Origin of the sequence: Veillonella parvula, from assembly GCF_018366295.1 — a bacterium.
GTDB lineage: Bacteria > Bacillota > Negativicutes > Veillonellales > Veillonellaceae > Veillonella > Veillonella parvula_P.
Genome location: NZ_JAGZIJ010000004.1, coordinates 66,432 through 87,167 on the forward strand (window position 1 = coordinate 66,432; position 20,736 = coordinate 87,167).

Annotated in this window: 20 protein-coding genes; all 20 read right to left on the reverse strand. The window is 37.3% G+C overall.

Going from position 1 to position 20,736, the window contains the following annotated elements; all coding sequences use genetic code 11:
* Positions 1–9: 9 nt before the first annotated feature.
* Positions 10–1,158, reverse strand: coding sequence for an ABC transporter substrate-binding protein (locus tag KHY58_RS05375; protein ID WP_278472402.1), 1,149 nt, complete (start codon positions 1,156–1,158; stop codon positions 10–12).
* Positions 1,159–1,278: 120 nt separating this feature from the next.
* Positions 1,279–3,198 carry an ABC-F family ATP-binding cassette domain-containing protein gene (locus KHY58_RS05380; RefSeq protein ID WP_118091539.1) on the reverse strand — a complete coding sequence of 640 codons (1,920 nt, stop codon included), beginning with the start codon at positions 3,196–3,198 and terminating at the stop codon, positions 1,279–1,281.
* A gap of 28 nt (positions 3,199–3,226) precedes the next feature.
* Positions 3,227–4,549 carry a type II secretion system protein GspD gene (locus KHY58_RS05385; RefSeq protein ID WP_118091538.1) on the reverse strand — a complete coding sequence of 441 codons (1,323 nt, stop codon included), beginning with the start codon at positions 4,547–4,549 and terminating at the stop codon, positions 3,227–3,229.
* On the reverse strand, positions 4,531–5,379 hold the full coding sequence (locus KHY58_RS05390; protein ID WP_118091537.1) for a hypothetical protein: 849 nt from the start codon (positions 5,377–5,379) through the stop codon (positions 4,531–4,533). The genes KHY58_RS05385 and KHY58_RS05390 overlap by 19 nt, the downstream gene beginning before the upstream one ends.
* Before the next feature lie 125 nt (positions 5,380–5,504).
* A complete protein-coding gene (gene galE, locus KHY58_RS05395; protein WP_270278885.1) occupies positions 5,505–6,494 on the reverse strand; it encodes a UDP-glucose 4-epimerase GalE in 990 nt (329 codons plus the stop codon).
* 9 nt (positions 6,495–6,503) lie between these two features.
* A complete protein-coding gene (locus KHY58_RS05400; RefSeq protein WP_278472405.1) occupies positions 6,504–7,940 on the reverse strand; it encodes a glucose-6-phosphate isomerase in 1,437 nt (478 codons plus the stop codon).
* 83 nt (positions 7,941–8,023) lie between these two features.
* A complete protein-coding gene (locus KHY58_RS05405) occupies positions 8,024–8,302 on the reverse strand; it encodes a DUF1294 domain-containing protein (protein WP_058948421.1) in 279 nt (92 codons plus the stop codon).
* A 20-nt stretch (positions 8,303–8,322) separates the two neighbouring features.
* Positions 8,323–9,246, reverse strand: coding sequence for an NAD-dependent epimerase/dehydratase family protein (locus KHY58_RS05410; protein ID WP_278472407.1), 924 nt, complete (start codon positions 9,244–9,246; stop codon positions 8,323–8,325).
* 22 nt (positions 9,247–9,268) lie between these two features.
* Positions 9,269–9,994 carry a ribonuclease H family protein gene (locus KHY58_RS05415; protein ID WP_278472409.1) on the reverse strand — a complete coding sequence of 242 codons (726 nt, stop codon included), beginning with the start codon at positions 9,992–9,994 and terminating at the stop codon, positions 9,269–9,271.
* A 10-nt stretch (positions 9,995–10,004) separates the two neighbouring features.
* Complete coding sequence (gene ybaK / locus KHY58_RS05420; protein ID WP_004697210.1) at positions 10,005–10,496, reverse strand: Cys-tRNA(Pro) deacylase; 492 nt, start codon at positions 10,494–10,496, stop codon at positions 10,005–10,007.
* An 81-nt stretch (positions 10,497–10,577) separates the two neighbouring features.
* Entirely contained in the window at positions 10,578–11,576 is a 999-nt protein-coding gene (locus tag KHY58_RS05425; RefSeq protein WP_278472410.1) for a nucleoid-associated protein, read from the reverse strand.
* A 27-nt stretch (positions 11,577–11,603) separates the two neighbouring features.
* Entirely contained in the window at positions 11,604–12,899 is a 1,296-nt protein-coding gene (locus KHY58_RS05430; RefSeq protein WP_278472412.1) for an AMP-binding protein, read from the reverse strand.
* 1 nt (position 12,900) lies between these two features.
* Entirely contained in the window at positions 12,901–14,007 is a 1,107-nt protein-coding gene (locus KHY58_RS05435; RefSeq protein WP_278472414.1) for a thiolase family protein, read from the reverse strand.
* A 62-nt stretch (positions 14,008–14,069) separates the two neighbouring features.
* The gene (locus KHY58_RS05440) at positions 14,070–14,582 is read right to left on the reverse strand and encodes a biotin transporter BioY (protein ID WP_004693338.1); all 513 of its coding nucleotides are present in this window, start codon (positions 14,580–14,582) and stop codon (positions 14,070–14,072) included.
* Positions 14,583–14,590: 8 nt separating this feature from the next.
* Positions 14,591–15,157, reverse strand: coding sequence for a hypothetical protein (locus KHY58_RS05445; RefSeq protein ID WP_278472415.1), 567 nt, complete (start codon positions 15,155–15,157; stop codon positions 14,591–14,593).
* Positions 15,158–15,330: 173 nt separating this feature from the next.
* Positions 15,331–16,194 (reverse strand): UTP--glucose-1-phosphate uridylyltransferase GalU, encoded by an 864-nt coding sequence (galU, locus tag KHY58_RS05450; RefSeq protein WP_004693334.1) that lies wholly within the window; start codon positions 16,192–16,194, stop codon positions 15,331–15,333.
* 13 nt (positions 16,195–16,207) lie between these two features.
* Positions 16,208–17,761 carry an organic solvent tolerance protein OstA gene (locus KHY58_RS05455; protein WP_119562820.1) on the reverse strand — a complete coding sequence of 518 codons (1,554 nt, stop codon included), beginning with the start codon at positions 17,759–17,761 and terminating at the stop codon, positions 16,208–16,210.
* Positions 17,762–17,798: 37 nt separating this feature from the next.
* Entirely contained in the window at positions 17,799–18,911 is a 1,113-nt protein-coding gene (locus KHY58_RS05460; RefSeq protein ID WP_004693331.1) for a hypothetical protein, read from the reverse strand.
* A gap of 108 nt (positions 18,912–19,019) precedes the next feature.
* Complete coding sequence (locus KHY58_RS05465) at positions 19,020–19,466, reverse strand: hypothetical protein (RefSeq protein WP_004693328.1); 447 nt, start codon at positions 19,464–19,466, stop codon at positions 19,020–19,022.
* Between the two features lie 261 nt (positions 19,467–19,727).
* A complete protein-coding gene (hypE, locus tag KHY58_RS05470; RefSeq protein ID WP_119562819.1) occupies positions 19,728–20,735 on the reverse strand; it encodes a hydrogenase expression/formation protein HypE in 1,008 nt (335 codons plus the stop codon).
* Between the last annotated feature and the right edge of the window lies 1 nt (position 20,736).

Below are 20,736 nucleotides of genomic sequence, written 5' to 3' on the forward strand. Positions count from 1 at the left end.
TACCTCAACTTATTTTGTTAATGCGTCAAATTGACCGTTTTTAATTTGTAATACTTGAACTTCCATAGAAGGATCGCGTTTTTCGTTGAATTTGAATTGGCCAGTTACACCAACGAAGTCAGCAATGTTTTTCAATGCTTCCCGGAATTTTTCGCGATCTGTTGTGGACCCTGCTTTTTTCAAAGCTGTTTCATAGAGATATACTGCATCATATGCTTGAGCAGCGAATTGGTCAGGTTCTTTACCGTATTTAGCCACATAGGCTTTACGGAAATCTTTAACCTTTTGGTCTTCTTTGTTAGGGAACCATGGCGTACCAACAATAACACCGTTAGCAGCATCGCCAGCAATTTTAATGAATTGTGGGCTGTTGAAACCATTGGAGCCAACTACAGGTTGATTCATACCCATTTCACGCATTTTTTTCATGATTAATGCGCCTTCTTGGTAAAGAGAAGCAACTACAATTACATCAGGTTTTGCTTGTTGAATTTTAGTCAATTGTGCAGAGAAGTCAGTATCTTTATCTGCAAATGTTTCAGTATCAACGATTTGTACGCCTTCAGATTCCAATGCTTTACGAGCTGTATTATTTACAGATACCATTTGGTCATTATTGTTGGAGTACATAATAGCTGCAGTTTTGAAGCCTAAAGTTTTATGTGCTTCTTTAATTGCAGTATCTACTGCCAAGGATTCAGGTACAGCATTACGGAAAATGTAATCGCCGATATCTGTAATACCTTCAGCAGTTGTAGATGTACCAAGAGCTACGATTTTACTTTTGTTTGCTACAGGACCAGCTGCCATCATTTCACCAGATAACATTGGGCCGATAACAGCTACAACTTTATCCTTAGAAATTACTTTATTCATTGCATTAATTGCTTCGTTTTTATCACCTTTAGTATCTTCTACTAATAAGTTAATTTTTACAGCATTTGCATCAGCATTGATTTCGCTTACTGCCAATTCTGCACCAGCTTTAATGGACTCACCATATGCTGCTGCACCACCAGTTGTTGTTGTCAACAATGCGATTTTAGCTTCATTGCTATTTGCATTACCTGCATCTTTATTGCTGCCACAACCAGCAGCAACTGCCATTACACCAGCAAGGCCAAAAATGACTGCTTTTTTTAACATGGATTTATTCATGTTACACCCTTCCTTTAAAACATAAAACTTTGATTCTATACCTATATTATGAGAAATTTCAATCTTTTGTCAATTAAAAGAAAATGATTTTAATTCCTTAATAATATATACATTAAAAAGCTATTCACATAGCCGTTCCCACTTCTCATATAATGAATCCAACTCAGTTTGAGTCTCTTCAATTTGTATGGAAATTTTAGACATTTCATCTAAATCTTGTTGTACTACAGGATTAGCTAATTGCACCTCATACATTTTCATCGTCGCCTCGAGGCGAGCAATTTCAGCTTCTACCTCAGCTAATTGTTTTTCTACCATATAAGCATTTGGCTTCTTCTGATTTTCCTCTATAGTTTCTGATGCTGAAAGCATTGACTCATTAGTAGGAGTAGCTTTACTATCACGCTTACTGCTCTCAGAGTTTTTCTCATTAGCTAATGCTAATAAGTCTTCTTGCTCTTTCAGCTTTTCCTTATAGTATGAATAATTACCGAGGTACTCTGTAATTTTACCTTCATCTAGAATTACTGTTTTTGTAGAAACTTGATCTAAGAAGTATCTATCATGAGAAATAATAAAGCAAGTCCCTTCAAATTGTTGTAATGCTCTTTCTACGATTTCTCGTGTAGGAATATCTAAATGATTGGTCGGTTCATCTAAAATTAGGAAATTATCGCCTTGAAGAAATAACTTAAGCAAAGCTAAACGAGCGCGCTCACCACCCGATAATTCACCTACTAGCTTAAATACATCATCACCTTTAAATAAGAACGACCCAAGCACATTACGCGCCTTATCCTCACTGTAGTTAAAGTGATTCATAATCTCTTCTACTACCTGCCAAGAATCGTGCAACTCTTCGTGCTCTTGTGAGAAGTAACCCACTTGTACCCGATTGCCAATATCTACATGACCATTTTCAGGGAATAATTCTCCTACAATAGTTTTCACCAGTGTAGACTTACCAGCTCCATTAGGCCCGATAAGTGCTACGGATTCACCACGTCGAACAACAAGAGAGATATCATTAATAATACGACTTTCACCATATCCTACAGATAAGCGATCTAGTACTAAAACCTTATCGGCACTCATTGCTGCAGGAGGGAACGAAAATTGTAAATGATGTGAAGTAACAGGTGCCTCTAGACGTTCTAATCGATTGAGTTGAGACTGACGACCACGAGCCATTTTAGACTTGATACCAGCACGGTATTTATCTATATAAGCCTCTGTTTTCTTAATGTACTCCTGTTGTTTTTCATAAGCCACCATATCTGCCTTTAAGCGTTCATCCCGTTGTTGAATATACCGACTATAGTTACCGCGATAGGTTGTAGCCTTATGATTATCTAACTCTACAACACCTGTGACAATACGGTCTAAAAAATACCGGTCATGACTTACAATGAAAATTCCACCCTGATAGGCAGATAGGTACCCCTCTAACCACTCCAGCATATCCATATCTAAATGGTTAGTTGGTTCGTCTAAGAATAAAAAATCGGGACTACGTACTAATGCTTTAGCTAAGTTAATACGTGTTTTTTGACCACCTGAAAATGCATTAGCCGGCTTATCTAAGTCATCGTCAGTAAAACCAAGACCATAGACTATGCGCTTTGTCTTTTGCTCGTAGTCATACCCGCCTAACCATTCTAGACGATTCTGTAAATAATCTAAGCGTTGTAAATCCGATTCGCTAGCCTCTTCAGATTCCAATCGACTAGTGAGTTCTTTTAATTGTTTTTCCAATGCATGAACATCGGCCCAAGCCTTTTCTATTTCTGTAGCAAGGCTATCATCCCCCAGATTTACATCTTGTTGTAAATAGCCAATACTAGCAACAGGCGACTTGACTACATTACCTTCATCCAGCTCTTCATAGCCTAATATGCACTTTAACAAGGTAGATTTTCCAGCCCCATTAGGGCCTACCAAGGCGAGTCGATCACCTTCTTTTAACTCAAAGGACACATTGGAAAATACTTGGCGCACTCCAAACGATTTTCCAAGGCCTATCATTCGAATGCGTTCCATTCACAACCTCCTAATCATTTACTCTTCATTATACCACAGTTGCCCTCACTAACATTAGCATTTCTATAGAGTCTTTTGTTTTTCGACTATGACGGAATAATTTTCCTAACAAAGGGATATCTCCTAAAATAGGTATCTTTTGTATTTGATGTTGATCTCGATTGTCCATGAGTCCACCAATAACCAGCACTTCTCCTGGTTGTAATCGTACTCTTGTATGTGCTTGACGTGTGCTTATTTTATAGGCTTTCATTTCAGATACCATAATAGGTGTACTCACCTCTGCATGTATTTTAGCATCTACACCATCATCAGCAGTAATAATAGGAGTATAATTCAACTTAATGCCCACCTCTTCATAACGAGTAGAACGCTTTCGTTCTCCATTCACTTCCGATTCTTCTATAACTGGTATTCTTTCACCTATCAAGATATGTGCAGTCTCACCATTGAGAGCCATAATAGATGGCTTTGCAATTAGAACGGCTTTACCTGAGCTTTCCATAAGACTTAGCTCTGGTTTTACAAAGAACTTATAGGCCTCTCCAGTCGGAGTTTTGCCAAAGGTAACGGCACCATAGGAATGTGTTTTATCTTCTCCATGGCCGGTCAAGCTAAGCCAAGACCATCTAAATCCTTGTTCCTTAGCATAGGATTGTTCCATAGCAATGATGGTAGCTTCTAATTGCACTTGTTTTGGTTCCTTGTCGATAGCACGTACTAAGGTTTCTACACGTCGCTTTTCTCCACTCGTCAAATGCATAATTACTTCGTTTTGTTCTGAAAGCACTGCCATTTTATCATTTTTTACCACTGTGCCTACCACATTTTTCAAAGACTCAGCCGGCAAATGTTCAGGTGATATAACATATAGCTCTCTTTTTTCAAGTTTTTCATCATCAGAATCAATAAGAAGGGTATTATGCTCCTTCGATACGGAAAAATGATATAACTTACCTAATTCATTAATAATTGCTTCTGGTGATTCTCCCTTTACAGTGGCCGTAATACTCCCTTTTAACGACTCTACACCAATTACGGATATACCATAACTACGACAAATGCCTAAGACGGTCTCCTTTAAGGATGCATTGCGTACAGAAATCGTTATGAGTTCGTTCCCAACCTTTTTTTCATTTTTATCTACTTCACTACTATTTACGATAGTTTCAGAACTACTAGCAGTTATTCTATCATTTCTATTAGTACCTATCCTATCAGTACTATTAGCAAATACCATGAACGGAGTTACAAGCATGACGACCATCCATAAGCTTATTCGCAATATAACTATCACTATAATCTTATCTATATATTTTAGACCTAAAAAGTTTACTCGATTCTTAGCCACCGTGATGAACCTCCTTCAATAATTTCTACACCACTTGCAGTTATCTTAGATACTGATATTTCTTTCCACACACTTCCTATACTAACCATTTGTTCCTCTGTACCTTTTCGTAAAATGGCAATATTCTGTTGTCCCTCAATAATACCTATAAGCTCTATGGGATGTTGTTTGATAGGATTACTTATAGTAGGTTGTATACTGGATCCAACTCGTCTAGCACTAGTATCTTTAGATTTTAATTCAATATAATTACCACTATGCTTTTTATTATTTCTTTTTTGTTGATATTTTCCATTTCTACGACTTTTATCTTCCGCTTTTCCAAAAGTACTCTTTTCATCATCGGACTCATATAAATTATTATTTATATCAACGAAATTGCCATTACTATCTTTAGTCATCTTATTCTGACCAAGTAAATCATCTATAGGAATATCTTTAAAAACCTCTCGCCAAGGATTTGCTCGCTCAACACCGGTAATATCATATAATAATCGTCCATGAACATTGCTTTTTACCTCTCTATCCTTTACATTTTTTATATCACTTTCATCTTTAAAATAGTTCTTTCCTTTCCCTGTTCTATTACCATGTGTTGTTTCTTTTGATAATTTCTCTGAGCCTCGTTCATTTTGATTACCATCTCTACCATTAGATTGATCTAAACTAATATGAACATTTTCCTCCTCATGAGGATAAAAAATACCAATACCTAAAAGGGCCACCGCAATGATAAGGAAAATACCAAGTGCAAACTTATAGTGGCGCATAATAAAATGCTGCTTATCAATCCACATTTTCATACGTTCTATATAGTCTCGTAAATTCATAATCCACCTCCTGCTGACATATTCTAGGAGGCTCTTTTAAAATCCTACAAAAAAATGACTCTACCAGTCACCACGGTGACTAATAGAGTCATTCATTATATTGACAAATCAAAACTATTTGTTCTTTATTTACTACTAAACCCATCTGGATGAGATGTATGCCAATGCCATGCATCTTTGATAACATCAGCAACATTACTAAATTTAGGATCCCAACCAAGTAAATTTTTAATTTTTTCAGAGGATGCAATTAATGTTCCTGGATCACCAGCACGGCGATCACCATATTGAACAGGAATATCGATACCTGTAACCTCTTTTGCAGTCTCGATGATTTCCTTTACAGAGAATCCATTGCCACTACCAAGATTAAATACTTGAGATTCTCCGCCTTTACGTAAGTAGTCCATAGCCAATACGTGAGCAGTTGCTAAATCATTGACATGAATATAGTCGCGTACACATGTGCCATCAGCCGTATCATAATCAGTACCAAATACAGTTATATGCTCTCTTTTACCGCGAGCCGCATCTAACACAAGTGGAATCAAATGAGTTTCAGGATGATGGTCTTCTCCAATCATACCAGACGGATCTGCACCGGCCGCATTGAAATAACGCAACGCAACATATGTAGAACCATAGATAGAACTATAATCAGACATCATTTCTTCTATCATCAATTTAGTGCGACCATATACATTTGTTGGTTGCAGTTGAGCATCCTCACGAATAGGCACTACCTTTGGCTCACCATACACAGCAGCCGTACTAGAAAATACAAAATGCTTTATACCTGCGGTACGAGCAGACTCAATAAGGTGATAGGAACCAACTACATTATTTTCATAATAAATAGCTGGATTTTGCATGGATTCACCAACTTGTGAGTGAGCAGCAAAATGCATTACACCTAGGATGTTATGTTCTTTCATAATGCCTACTAGTTTAGGATCTGCAATATCCATATTGTAGAACTTTACCCCTTCAGGAATAGATTCTACATGCCCTCGAGATAAATTATCTACAATGATTGGTGTATATCCTGCTTGTTGTAAAGCACGTACAGTATGACTCCCAATATAACCAGCACCACCTGTTACTAAAATATTCATAGTTCCCCCTCATGAATTATGTACATCCTTTGCTCGAGCCAATTTGGGCCCAATGAGACGCTTATAAACCTCTACCCCTGGTTGATCAAAAGCATCAACGCCCGCAAAAATGGACTCAAAATAAACGGCCCAACAATGCATAAACATAATTTCCCCTAAATGGAATGCGTTTAATGTTGGTACAGTTATAGTCATGTTAAAACGATTGTCACTAGACAAGGCTTCTCTATTAGCATCTAAAGCAATGTTTAAAATATCACAAATGCCTACATCAGATAGAGAGTGTAAACGTTCATATTGACTATAAGAATCTGGAACAATGAGATTATGTTTCCAGTCCTTAACCTTAATAAATTGAACTACCTTATTTAGGCGCCCCTCTTGATGCTCTTGAACTTGAGCATGCATATCCATAGTACCTACTGCAGCTACTGGCGTACGGCCATATGGTAGACAAGTATTACTCATTTTTCCAAGAGATTCGGATAGGAGCTGTACATACCAATCAGATAATGAGTGGAGTGCTTCACTATAAGGCATAAACACCTCTATAATACGACCATATCGTTCAGATGCAATATATTTCAATAATGCACTTAAAAGGCCTGGATTTTTAAAAATGTCTTCTTCTTGACATGCTACATCCATAGATGCAGCACCAGCTAAAAATCCTTCAATATCAAATCCTACAAGAGCGGCCGTTACAAAACCAACTTCTGTAAATACAGAGAAACGACCACCTACGCCATAAGGAATACTATAGGTCTTCCAATTATTTTCTATCGCCATAGATCGTAAAATCGTAGGATGTTCATCATCAGATACATCTGTAACAGCTATCACTTCGTAGTTAATATTACGATCTTGTAAAGCCTTCTCCAAAATCATGAAGTTAGCCATAGGTTCAATGGTAGATCCAGACTTAGAATTAATAACGAGCATCACCTTATAATCAGGACCTTTTTTCTGAGCTTGACACTCTAACGTACGAATTAGCCCTACTAAGTAATCACCATCCACATTAAAGCCTGCAAAATACATCCTAGGATAGCCGTCGCGATCCTCTGCACTGTAGTTATTCCAAAATGCTCCACATTGTACATCAAAAATAACTTTGCTTCCCAAATAGGAGCCCCCAATACCTACAGATACAACTGTATCAATATTATGGCGTGCATAGTCACGTAATTCGTAAAGCCGCTCTAACATATCTGGTGTATTGATACCATCTTCTGAAATATATGGAAGTTGGTAAAACAACACAGGTTCAGGTAAACCATCTTTAGAAACATGACCTTCTTCAAAGCCTGTAGAACGCAAAATATTTGTATGACGCCATACATTTTGTATAGCTCGTTCAAAATTATTCACATCGCGTTCTTGTATGCAACTTTCATTATATATATTAGCATAATCTAACTCAAAACCTGATTGTAATCGCAACATCAAATATCTCCTTCACTGACATTTTATGTACAATATTCTTTTATTATACCATAAAAGAATGAATAAAATATTAGTTTATACAATCATTTTACCCACAAGCCATAACCGAATCCGACTGCATATACAGACCAAAGTAATGCAAAAGGGATGGCTAATTTAAATTTAATTTTTAATGTCTTATGACGCCATAGGACCATACCTAATAAAGCACCAACACCACCAAAGGCAAAAGCTAAAAATAGTAATGTGAACTCTGAAATCCGATCATATCCATTAATGGCACATAATTTATCATATCCATACAGGCTAAATACGATAAAATTCCATATACCTACGGTCACCCAAAATTGCGTATCACTCATATCCCCAAACCTTATACCCCTTACTTATGATGAGCTTTAAAGTATTCTAATGTCTTTTGTAAGCCGTCCTCTAATGTTGTAGTAGCAGTAAAGCCAAAATCACGTTCAGCTTTCACATTACTTAAGCGCGAATGTTTAATATCTCCTATACGCTCATCTTCATAATAAACCATAAAATCTGTCCCACTAATAGACCGGAATCGCGTAATCAACTCATTCACAGATGTTCCCTTATTGGTAGATATATTATAAATACCTGTGCATTGACCATTCCCCATAGCCTTAATGTTAGCATCTACCACATCATCTACATAAATGAAATCTCTAGTTTGCTCACCATCACCAAATACAGTTAATGGTTGCCCTTCGACAATCAAGCGGTTGAAAATACTGATAACACCACCTTCACCACCATCACCTTGACGTGGTCCATATACATTAGCATATCTAAAGCATACTGTATTTAATCCAAAAGCTTCATGATAAATTCGCAAGTAGCCTTCTGCAGTAAGCTTTGTTAAGCCGTAAAAAGACGAAGGCATACCACTCAAGTCTTCAGTCAATGGCAATACTGCCAAGTCGCCATATACAGCAGCTGATGAAGGCATTAAAAATTGTTCAACATTCACTTTACGACAAGCATCGAGAACATTAATAAGCCCTATTAGATTTACATCACAGTCATAACTTGGGTTCTCCATGGAGGATTGTACCATTGTTTGCGCCGCTTCATGGAAAACAATAGACGGCTTAAACTCTTCAAATACAGATAGTAATTTTGGATCTCGTACATCCATCTCAATAAATTGAGCATCTTCATGTACAAAGGAGCGCATACCTGTAGATAAATTATCTATAACGAGTACATCATGACCTAATTCAATTAATCTATCAACTAAATGGGAACCAATAAATCCGGCCCCACCAGTAACACATATATTCATAGCGCCCTCCCTTCTAACATCTTTAAATACCTGCACCTTGTTTTGCTAGTGCATCAGCCATTTCATTATATGTATCGCCCGTATGAGCAGCCACCTTGTGAAAGTAAACTTGCACACGATTTTTTATAGAATCATAAAATGCTGAGTACTCTTGGGTTAGCTCATTATTACGTTTCCATCCCTTAGTAGCCCACATTTCTATGCCCATATAATCATAGTAAAGTGAACATTCAGAAATCCCATTATCAACGGCATATTTCATAACATGCATAGCAGCCAACAACTCGCCAGCTACATTCCAAAACGATGTATATCGTTTATCAGTAGAGGAAAAAGAAAAAGTTTTCCTCTTGCCATTCAAAAAGATAACCCCACCTGCTCCAACAGTATTGGTCTCTTTATTATAACTACCATCGATATACGCAACCATATAGTTTGGAGTAGTAAAATCTGGTTTCACAACATTTGCTGATACTTTACTTTGAATACTAAAACTAGAAACTATAGGCCTAGAATTTTTAGATTTAAACTTCACTTCTTGTGGCGACTTAAGTTCACTCTTTTTAGCGCTCATAAAATCACTTAAAGACAAACCTGAATCCTCTACAAAAGCACGTGCTTCGGCTTCTGTCGAAAATGATTTGTAGATAGCACCACCATAGCCCTTTACTTGTTTTTCACAGTCAGACCATGTAGTGTAAACTCCTGGTACACGACCCTGACGAACAGCATAAAACTTTTTTGCCATACGCCCCCCCTTAATGGTCCATTGTCAGTTCAACAAATTCAGCATTTACGACAGACGCCAAATCCTTTGGATTTACCTTCATTTGCATACCGCGTAAACCTGCGCTTACATATACAAACTTTTGGGGTTCCATAGTAGCATCAAAATAGGTAGGGAATGCTTTTTTCATGCCTACTGGAGAACATCCACCGCGCAAATAACCTGTAATACTTAACAAATCCTTAACATGAACAAGCTCTACAGACTTATTATGACTAACACGTGCTGCCTGTTTCATATCTAACTCTTCAGCCACAGGAATACAGAATACTACATATCCAGTTTTGTCACCTTTGCCAACTAATGTTTTAAAGACTTGTTTCTCATCGAGTTTTAATGCTTCTACTACATGAAGGCCAGCAGCACGCTCTTCAGACCACTCATATTCGCTAATACTATAAGGTATCTTATGAGTATCTAAAATACGTAATGCGTTTGTTTTTTTATGTTTCTCTTTACTCATCATAACCTCCATATACTAGCATAGCAAATAAATTTAATCATTACATAATATATTTCTATAGACAAATATAATTTTTCATTACTATTTATTTACGATTTTATTAATATTTTTTAATTCAATACGCAAGGTACCATCATCATTAGTTTTTATCTCAATAAACTCACGATTTTTCATATATTCTACAGGAAATGAAATCTCAATACCTGTATCTGTTTTAATCTTATGATGCTCTCCAACCTTCGTGGCAAACTCACGATTGACTGGCAAAGGACGCAGCATATCCGCATCAGCTAATTCTTTTTTTGCCGCCTCTTGTTGAATAGGATTCGCTTTAAATACCTCTTCTATAATACGAACAGGATCAACGGTATCTGATACTTCTGCATTTTTAGCAATCATAGATTTAGCGGTTGTCAACTCAACAACGCCATCAGACTCATGAGCTTGAGCCACCTTATCTACGATAGTCTTTACCTTTCTCACCGTATCTCGCGAGGATTGATTAGTCCCTAATTGCAAGACCTTATCTGCTAGGATATAGGATACCTCACCATCAAATTCCCCTTTAGGTTCAAAAATTCGAACGCTAAAATCATGCAAATTAATGGATGCAAAGGCACGTAACTTCTGTGACGGCATCGGCAACACAGCCTTATGAGAAACGAGTTCTGTAGCCAATGTACCATCATCTTCACTGAATAATTGATGGGTAAAAGCATCATGAGCTTGACACAAAAGAATACAAACATAAGGCGTATCCGTAACGGCTTCACAGATAATTGTATCAATAACAACAGAATCAGTAGCTTGTTTCATGTATGAAAATAAGCTTTCACCTAAATTCTTACATAAATCAATAAACTTAAGCTCTCCATTTTTATAATCTAATAATTGTTTGCCCACAGGGCTCGCATCATGTAAGGTTCCGGTTCTAGCCCCTGGATCTTTAAAAGCCTTAACTACATGATTTGCTATATAATCTTGTATAGCTTGATCCCCAACCTTTAATTCATGTTCAGAATATACAGCTAACGAGGATGTAAAGTCGAAAATCTCTAGCGCCGCCTTATTAATCTGCATGATGCCTCCTTGTAGTACAAAAAATGTTTACCCTTTATTATACCACTCTTTTAGCTTTCGTTTATCAACTTTTGAGCATTCCGTAAGGGGTAACATAGGAACTTCTATTATAGCTTTTGGCCACTCCACAGAAGGCCTTTTATTATGAATAAGGTCTATAACTTCATTCAATCTAGCCTCACCATCTAGCACCATATAAACTACGTAGTCCTCCCCTCGTATCTCATCAGTAATATCAATTATAGCAACCTCGGAAACCCCTTGTAAGGATTGTAAATACAATTCCATCTCTGGAATAGAAATTTTATATCCTCCTTTATTGATTACGTCGCCTGCTCTCCCATTAAACATTAGATAACCATCGCTATCGATATATCCACAATCATTTACAGTATATGTATTAGGAATCCCTTCAATATGATATTTCGTGGTCACATAAATAACATTATCAGTCTCTGCTATCTGTATGGTTGGGAATGGTCTCCCCACCGTACCTTCTCGCTCTAGCCATTCCTTACCTGTACAATACGTTATATAGTTAAGCTCTGATGCACCATAGTACAAGATAAACTCCATATCAGGACATATATGTTGTAACTGTTCCATTAATTGTCGATCTAGAACTTGAGATCCTGCAATTATATATTTAATAGATGATAAATTACTTTTACAGTGTCGTACCAATAATCGTAGTTTTGTTGGTAATGCATATATATGGTCTACATTGTATTCCTCTATAAGCTGCATCCATCTACTAGGACGCAAGGAACTCGTTGTAACAACAGTCCCTCCAGCCCATAAAGAGGCAATGACCATATTGCTAACACCTGTGAAACTAAAGCTTCCCTGTAAAAAGATTTTAGTATCTTTGTTTATATGAAAAATATCATTTTGAATATCAAAAAAATCGCGCCATGACATTTCTCGTCTCCACAAAGGTTTTGGTTGTCCCGTAGTCCCCGATGTAAGTACCCCAAAATCAGCTAATGGCGGTACACCTTCATAGGCTATAACACGAGCTAGCTCATCTACATAAGCCGTATCCATCTCATTGTGACATACCATAGGAATATTACCTTTATGTAATGCCCCAAGCCACTGTGTAAGTTGTTCAACAAACGACAGTTCCTGAATTAAAAGAATCTTAGTATTTAATGTCTTTTTAGACTGAGTAAGATTTACAATGCGACTTGTATTATTAATACCGACCGATAGAATAGCATCATATAGTTCACCATATGTATATTGTATGTCATCTACGATTAAAGCCATTTTATGGGGCTCTAAATCTTTATGCTGTTGTAAGCGTTCAATAATTGTCATATTACATGCGTTCCATAATTAAAGCCGTACCTGTGCCCCCTGCACCAGCAATAGCACATAAACCATAGCGACCACCACAAGATTCTAAAGCAGCCATACAGTGAAGCACTAATATGGCACCAGAACATCCATAGGGATGTCCATAAGCTAAGGCACCTCCAAGCATGTTATATTTTTTAATGTGATTAGGGTACGCCTTGTTAAAAAGAACATCAATGATGGCAAAAGCTTCATTCCATTCCACCACATCAATATCATCCATAGTTAAACCTGTACGTTTTAAAATGCCTTCTGTACTTTCAAGAGCGCCCTCCGGACTAAACTGAGGATTTCCTGCCCAAGGTTTAACGCTATGAATTTTAAAAGGACCTTTTTTATTAGATAAATATACAAAGGCCGCTCCATCATGAGTTAAACACGCATTGCCTGCATTTGTAATAGAGTCAGCTCCCAACAAAGGTTTCATCCTAGACAAGAGTTTCTCGTTCATCGTAGGTCGAATACATTCATCTATACATCTTTTACCATCTATAGTAATAGGTATAATATATGACTGTAAATATGGGTTATCTAAAGCAGCTGATGCTCTTTGATGACTGCCAATAATATGTGGATATAAATCTTCCTTTGTTACATTGTGTTTATGGATAGTCCGCTCAGCCCCTTCGAGCATGGCTAAAGGCGATTGATCTTGGGGCGTAAATTGAGCTACCTTATAGGTTCCTTTTCGATCATCCCCTGATGCATACGCCCGCTCTGGCTGTAACGACGAACTTTCAATACCGCCTGCAATAGCGGAATCCATAATACCAGACACAATATGTGCATAGGCGATCTCAATACTCATCAAAGCTGAGGCACATTGCATATCAACGGTAATAGCAGGCACAGAATTTGGTAAATTACACATAAGTCCCATAAGACGCCCTATATTACCACCGGTACCAACTGCATTGCCACAAAATAATCCGTCCACCTGCAAAATACTATGACGATTGATTAACTCATCAATGAGTTGCGCACCTAACATCTCCGGTCTCATATGTTTATATTGTCCATTTAAAACGCCGATGGGACTTCTAAGCCCACCATGAATATATACTGACATATATGCTCCTTCTATTAAAAGCAAAAAAGAGGCATCCCGCAGAATGCCACTTTAATTGTATTCTAAATTTTAACTTTAGTTGCTAACCAAGAAGCAACCAGACATTTTACAATATCTCCAGGAATAAATGGGAACATGACTACAGGCAAGGCCGCCCAAAGCTCTGTTTTTGTTACAATCATAAATCCTGCTACACCAAAGAGATACACTACAGGAATGGTAATCACAAGAGATCGCCAGGCATAAGAGAAAAAGCTTTTTTTAGAACCTTTAAATATACTTAGTAATGTATATGCAACTGGCCAAGAAAAAATAAAGCCACCTGTTGGTCCCAACAATTTGCCAAGGCCAGCCGTACCGCCAACAAATACTGGTAACCCAACTGCACCAAGCAAAATATAAATGATAAATACGATAAGTGCATCCTTAGGCTGTAACAATAAGCCGATTAATGTGGCTACCAAAGTCAAAGCCGTTACCATAGCGGGACTAAATGGCAATGGGAAAGAAATATATGCTGAAATACATAATAAGGCTGTTAATAAAGCCATTTTTGTTAAACGTCTTGTTTCCATAATTACCTCTAACTAATACATCTTTGTTTCAAAGATGATGAATCTTCATTTTCACCGAAAAACGTAGCCGAAAATGCCAATGTATCACCAATGTAACCTTCTACATGAGCATCTTCAGGATATTCCACCAAAGTTACCTTGTCATCTGCAATAACTGGTGCATGAAAATAAATCGCCATTTGCAGAGCAGATTTACTAATATTCCAAAAATCCCACATCGTTTCTAAAATCATGCAGCCAGGAACAACATAAGGATTCTCACGATGGATGGGATTCGTATCATTAATATCATTTACAAATCGTATGACCTCTTCCTTAGAAAAAGATATAGCACCATCTGTTCCCTGTTGGTTTATAGTAGAACGAATGTTAAATTGTTTTGGCACTGGTCGTAAATCGACCATTAAGAAGCCAGACGTATCCATAATACCAATTGTGGTGGTTTTTGCTACTTTCGATACAATTTCACATACGGTTCTATCACTACCTGAGGAATCATAATGCATATGTTTAATAACGCTGTGTCCTGGTAGATTCAAATCATTATTACATAATGCTTTAAATAATGTTTTCATATAATCACAGTCCTTTTATTTATTCAATATCTTGATTATAATCAACATTATTTCATTCGTCAACAAAAGGCATTATCCATATGTTAACAAATAACAAATGAATTTGAAACTATAACCAAAAAGAGCCTATGACATATATCATAGGCCCCTCACGTGGAAGTCTCATAGATTATCTATTTTAGATCCAATTCCTTTAGGTAAGCTTTAAAGCTTTCACCCAATTCTTCGTTGCGCAATGCATACTCAACAGTGGCTTTTAAATAGCCCAATTTATCCCCTGTATCGTAGCGAATACCTTCATATGCTAATGCATACGTATCCGTTTTAGAGGCTGCCAATGCATCAGTTAATTGGACTTCATTACCTACACCAGGCTTAGTAGCTTCTAAGATATTGAAAATATCTGGTGTTAAAATATAACGACCTAATACAGCGAGTCGAGATGGAGCATCCTCTTTCTTAGGTTTTTCCACCAAGTTATCAACGCGATATAAATTATCAGCCAATGCTTCACCAGATACAATACCATAAGAACTAACTTTATCTTCCGGTACAAATTGAGCGCCTAAAATAATACCAGGATGCTCATTATAGCAATCAATCAACTGTTTTAAGCATGGATTTTCTGGATTGTAAACAATATCATCACCAAGTAACACTGCAAATGGCTCATCACCAATAAATGCTTTTGCACACAATACAGCATCACCAAGTCCACGAGGTGCTTTTTGACGAATAAAATGAACTTTAATGTCCGCCAAATCCTTGATCATAGCCAATGGTTTATTTTTACCTTGACTTTGTAATAACAATTCTAATTCAACACTACTATCAAAATGGTCCTCAATAGCACGTTTATTACGACCTGTAATAATTAGAATTTCTTCAATCCCAGAATCTAAAGCTTCTTTTACAATGTATTGGATAGCAGGTGTATCGACAATAGGAAGCATTTCTTTTGGTTGTGCCTTGGTAGCTGGTAAGAAACGTGTACCAAAACCAGCTGCTGGAATTACAGCTTTTCTAATGCGTTGCATAGTATTCTCCTAACTAAAAGTCTTTACCTACAAATTTAATTTTCCATTGATCATTTTTATTTTTATGTCCATCTTTATATGTTAAGTACATATCGAAGGAGTGTAAATCACGATGCCATGTATAATAAACAGAATCAATATCCCCACTCATCATGTTATTCTTAACACTTACAGAAATATCATCTAGGCGAGTCAATTTATACGTACCGCCATAAATAAGCTCTTTTGGAAGTTCTGTCGTGTCAAAACGATAAGGGGAATTATTGTAGGTTATATTTCGTTGATTATAGCTAACCCATACATTAGCACGATTACCAACTTTAGATTGGAATCTAGCACCCCAATAAGGCATGCTACGGATACTACCATCATAACCATAGTAGTCACGTTGGTAACCACCTAAGAAGCGTAAATCAGCATTTTTACCAAGCTTAATTGGATCATGAGAAACCTCTGCATAATATTCTTTATGAGAACCTTTTACAGAGCCCTCTTTCCAATAACCAGCATTAACCCCACCACGTACAGTAATTGGAGAATTTCCTACATGATATGTATGAGTATCCAAACGAGCTTCACCTATTTTTTCTACCCATACTGTTTCATCATTATATTCATTAGATTCCTTGCTATAACCAACAGAAGCAGTCCCCCAAGGTAAATAATGACGATATCCCACCTGTGGTTTAAAACCAGATTTAGAATACCAACGATAGTCAATATAAGCTTCACCATTTTTACCGATAGGATATTCTGTACTACCATGTAAGCCAATACCATCATCGTTACTATACGTAGGTTTTGGTATTAAGGAAAAAATACTAAATTTGCCTTCTTTGTCATGACGCAATGAAGTCGTATAAGATGGCAAGGATAATACTTTAAAGTTTTTAATATAAAAGGATGGTTTTTTAATAACGACTTTATCACCAGGATATACCTGAATATCTTGACCCTCCACACGATAATCTGGAGTATGAACAAAAGCCATTGCATGTTTTGTAGTGACCATGCCCTTTTCCATATGGCCTATTTGTCCATCAAAAGTGGCGTTATTGCCCTTTACATAATAGGGATCGCTCCATCCCATGGCTTGGTCTGCCTCAAAGTGACGATCGCTAGTGCGATACGTCATATTTTGACCTGTAATATCTTTTGTTTTACCGCCATCTTCCAAATAGCGATAGCCCCCAACAGTACGATATTCTGTGGTTTTAGTATTACCTTCAATACGGGGGGCCATCAAAGTTTGATTGCCTTGAGACACCACAACATCGCCTTGAGCATATACATCACCTGTAGAGCCAGTATAAGACATTTTGTTAGCATCGATACGTGTAGGCAACTGTTCAGCAGGAGTAGCAGATTTCGCTTTTTCACCACGACGTACAACACGGATATTACTATATTCAGGTGTAGATGCTTTAGAAATTTCTCCTGCATAGGATTGACCTACGCTATCCAATGTATCTTGATATACAATAGTTGACTCAGTAGCGGCCCATACAGGTTGTGCTAAACAAACAACACATGCCGCTGCCAGCCATTGTACTTTACGTTTCCTCATGGTTACTAGAACTCCTATTACTTTAAGAATTTGTTAATTATTGATTACGCTTTACAACAACGATAGGTTGAGAAACATTTTCTACAGGTTCTTCTGGCTCCTCAACTGCTGTAGCATCTTCAGCTACAGCTGCATTTTCATCAGTATCATTATTTTCTACATATTCTTCAGATTCACCTGTTGTATTAGGTACAGTTACAGCATCAGCTAATTCATCATCACTATGAGCTAAACCATCACCACCAATAACAAGACCTTGAATTGTTACGGAATCTTGAGGTTGTACATATACAGTAGCACCAGCTGGGTACTCAATATTTTTACCTTTGATGAAAGCGCCCCCTACAAGCCCAACAGGACCGAGTAGAACTGCGCCCGCCACAGATGCACCTGCTGCTTTAACTTCACTACGAGTTTTATCCTTAGCCTCTTTACCTTGTACAGCAGTAAATTCTGTACCATCAATAGCTGGGATTGTATCAAATGTAATATCTAACGCACCATTACGACCAAAGGAACGAGCCTTTTTCAAAGAAGTAATTGTTCCGGAACCTACAGTGCCCGCAGGTACTAATAAGACATTGCCATCCATTACATTTTCTGCAACAGTAAAGGATACAGTATCACCTTCACGACTAGTTTTAGAAGAAACCGCTTCATTTAAAGTCACTTTGAACACTTGGTTACCAGACAATGTGCCTACTTGGTTAGTAAGAGACACATTGCTACCATATACCTTTGTCTTCAAAGAAATAATACGTTTTTGTAAGGAACCACTACCAATGCGACCATTAACGCTACGTTCCATCTTTTCTACACGGTCTACAAGAGATCCTGCGTTAATGCTATTTTGATATGTATATTCCAATGCATCCATTTCTTCGCGCAAAGAAATATTAGTACCACTGCCTTCTACAGAATTGTAGAGGGAGTCAACACGTTTGCTCAATGTTGCGGAATTACCATTGAAACCAGTACCATACACGGTTTCATCAAGTTGATTAATGCGGTCCACAACAGCACCATCTTGTACAGTTCCATATACAGTAGTTTCTAAAACATTTGTTTTTTCAGTTACTGTACCAGGAGCGGCAAATGCAGTGCCTGAAATTAGGGATGCCATTAAAAGTGTAAGTACTTGTTTCTTCATAAATTCCTCCACAATGTATCTAATGTATAACTGTTATACAACAGAATAAGCACGGGCCTAAGACCGTGCTTATTCCCTGAGTCTATCAATTTATATGCTCAGTGGCCATTAAATTTTCAAATCAATAATAGCAGATACACCTACGCCTTGAACACGAGATGCACCAACTGGGTTTGTGCTATCAACAGGAACTAAGCCTTTTACACGAACCATACCATTAAAGCTACCTTCTACTTGAGCAACAGCTTTAACTTCTTCAATGCTAGAAGCAGGCCCAGTAACTTGAGCAGCACCGATATAACCTTTTGTACCAATACTGATAATAGGAACTACTTTAGTTGTATATTCAGTACTCAAGTTATTTTGTTTCAATAATTTATTTAGGAAAGAGTCAATTTGTGGACCAAATTTGTTAACAACAATGCCGATACCACCAATTTTAGCTGCACCACCAAGAATGCTGCTAAGTCCACCAGCTTGAGTTGTCAAGATACCACCAAATGCAGTTGTAGTTAAACAAATCCCTAGAACAGCTGTAATAATCTTCTTTTTCATAATAAGCCTCCTATAGATACTTATATTTTAACAAATTCTATACATAGATTCTAGTGAAAGTATAAGAACTTACACATAAAGATACTAACATAATATAGATTTTCGATGAATTCTTAATGAATTTTACGCAACTTAATTTAATGCTATCATCAATGATAAATCGTGTCAACATCTAATACGAGCTACATCTAGAAAGCTCAAAAATTGAAATAAAAAGATTAACAAAATGATATAGTTTAATTACTTTTATTAATTATAAATTTAACAAATTCGTGGAACCTGATCTTCTCCTAATAAATCAATCAAACGAACACCTCCAATAGCCGTTTGTAGACCAACCTTACCAATATTTTTATCTAAAGTTTTACCAATTAGAACAGCTTCGCTTCCCTCTTCAAAACTATGAAGAATCTTGAGAACTTCGTCCGTAACAGATGGTTCAACGATAAGAACTACTTTCCCTTCATTCGCTAAATATAAAGGGTCATACCCCAATATATTACATACTGACTGCACTTCTTCATGAATAGGTATGGCCGTTTCTTCAACTTTAATGCCTACTTGACTCTGATCAGCGATTTCTTTTAAAACGGTACCTAGGCCACCACGAGTGGGATCTCTCAACAAAGCAACTTGAGTTCCTACTTTATCTAATACTGCTTGAACCATCTTATTTAGTGGTGCACAGTCAGTTGTTAAGGAGTCAGATAAATCTAACCCAAACCGTTGCCCCATAACGGCAATGGAGTGATCTCCAATAGCACCTGACAAAATGATATCTAGCCCTGCTTTCACACGATGTGGACCAATATCTATTCCATCTGGAATCATGCCAATACCAGCAGTATTAATGTAGATTTTATCTACTTCGCCCTTTTTAACGACCTTTGTATCACCTGTAACAATTTGAACATTTGCGGCTTTTGCCATTTCTGACATAGTGCGAAGAATTTCATCTAGCTCTTCAAAGGCCAAACCTTCTTCTAAAATAAGACCACAACTTAAATATTGAGGTATCGCGCCATTCATGGCTAAATCATTCACAGTTCCACAAACAGCCAACTTGCCAATATTACCACCAGGAAAGAACGCAGGTTGCACCACATAAGAATCTGTAGAGAAGGCCATGCGCCCGGCTGTAACAGGAAACTGGGCACCATCGTGTAGGGGCGCCAATAAATCATTTGTAAAATATTTCAAAATAAAACAGTCCGTCAACTCATGACTAAATCGTCCACCATTACCATGGACTAAGCGAACTCGTTCCATA

Coding starts and splice junctions, on each gene's coding strand:
- KHY58_RS05435 (WP_278472414.1), bottom strand. CDS start 14,007: ATGTCAGTATATATTCATGGTGGGCTTAGAAGTCCCATCGGCGTTTTA.
- KHY58_RS05380 (WP_118091539.1), bottom strand. CDS start 3,198: ATGGAACGCATTCGAATGATAGGCCTTGGAAAATCGTTTGGAGTGCGC.
- galU (WP_004693334.1), bottom strand. CDS start 16,194: ATGCAACGCATTAGAAAAGCTGTAATTCCAGCAGCTGGTTTTGGTACA.
- KHY58_RS05375 (WP_278472402.1), bottom strand. CDS start 1,158: ATGAATAAATCCATGTTAAAAAAAGCAGTCATTTTTGGCCTTGCTGGT.
- KHY58_RS05465 (WP_004693328.1), bottom strand. CDS start 19,466: ATGAAAAAGAAGATTATTACAGCTGTTCTAGGGATTTGTTTAACTACA.
- KHY58_RS05445 (WP_278472415.1), bottom strand. CDS start 15,157: ATGAAAACATTATTTAAAGCATTATGTAATAATGATTTGAATCTACCA.
- KHY58_RS05410 (WP_278472407.1), bottom strand. CDS start 9,246: ATGAATATATGTGTTACTGGTGGGGCCGGATTTATTGGTTCCCATTTA.
- hypE (WP_119562819.1), bottom strand. CDS start 20,735: ATGGAACGAGTTCGCTTAGTCCATGGTAATGGTGGACGATTTAGTCAT.
- KHY58_RS05390 (WP_118091537.1), bottom strand. CDS start 5,379: ATGAATTTACGAGACTATATAGAACGTATGAAAATGTGGATTGATAAG.
- KHY58_RS05415 (WP_278472409.1), bottom strand. CDS start 9,994: ATGGCAAAAAAGTTTTATGCTGTTCGTCAGGGTCGTGTACCAGGAGTT.
- KHY58_RS05400 (WP_278472405.1), bottom strand. CDS start 7,940: ATGTTGCGATTACAATCAGGTTTTGAGTTAGATTATGCTAATATATAT.
- KHY58_RS05430 (WP_278472412.1), bottom strand. CDS start 12,899: ATGACAATTATTGAACGCTTACAACAGCATAAAGATTTAGAGCCCCAT.
- galE (WP_270278885.1), bottom strand. CDS start 6,494: ATGAATATTTTAGTAACAGGTGGTGCTGGTTATATTGGGAGTCATACT.
- KHY58_RS05460 (WP_004693331.1), bottom strand. CDS start 18,911: ATGAAGAAACAAGTACTTACACTTTTAATGGCATCCCTAATTTCAGGC.
- KHY58_RS05440 (WP_004693338.1), bottom strand. CDS start 14,582: ATGGAAACAAGACGTTTAACAAAAATGGCTTTATTAACAGCCTTATTA.
- KHY58_RS05455 (WP_119562820.1), bottom strand. CDS start 17,761: ATGAGGAAACGTAAAGTACAATGGCTGGCAGCGGCATGTGTTGTTTGT.
- KHY58_RS05425 (WP_278472410.1), bottom strand. CDS start 11,576: ATGCAGATTAATAAGGCGGCGCTAGAGATTTTCGACTTTACATCCTCG.
- KHY58_RS05405 (WP_058948421.1), bottom strand. CDS start 8,302: ATGAGTGATACGCAATTTTGGGTGACCGTAGGTATATGGAATTTTATC.
- ybaK (WP_004697210.1), bottom strand. CDS start 10,496: ATGAGTAAAGAGAAACATAAAAAAACAAACGCATTACGTATTTTAGAT.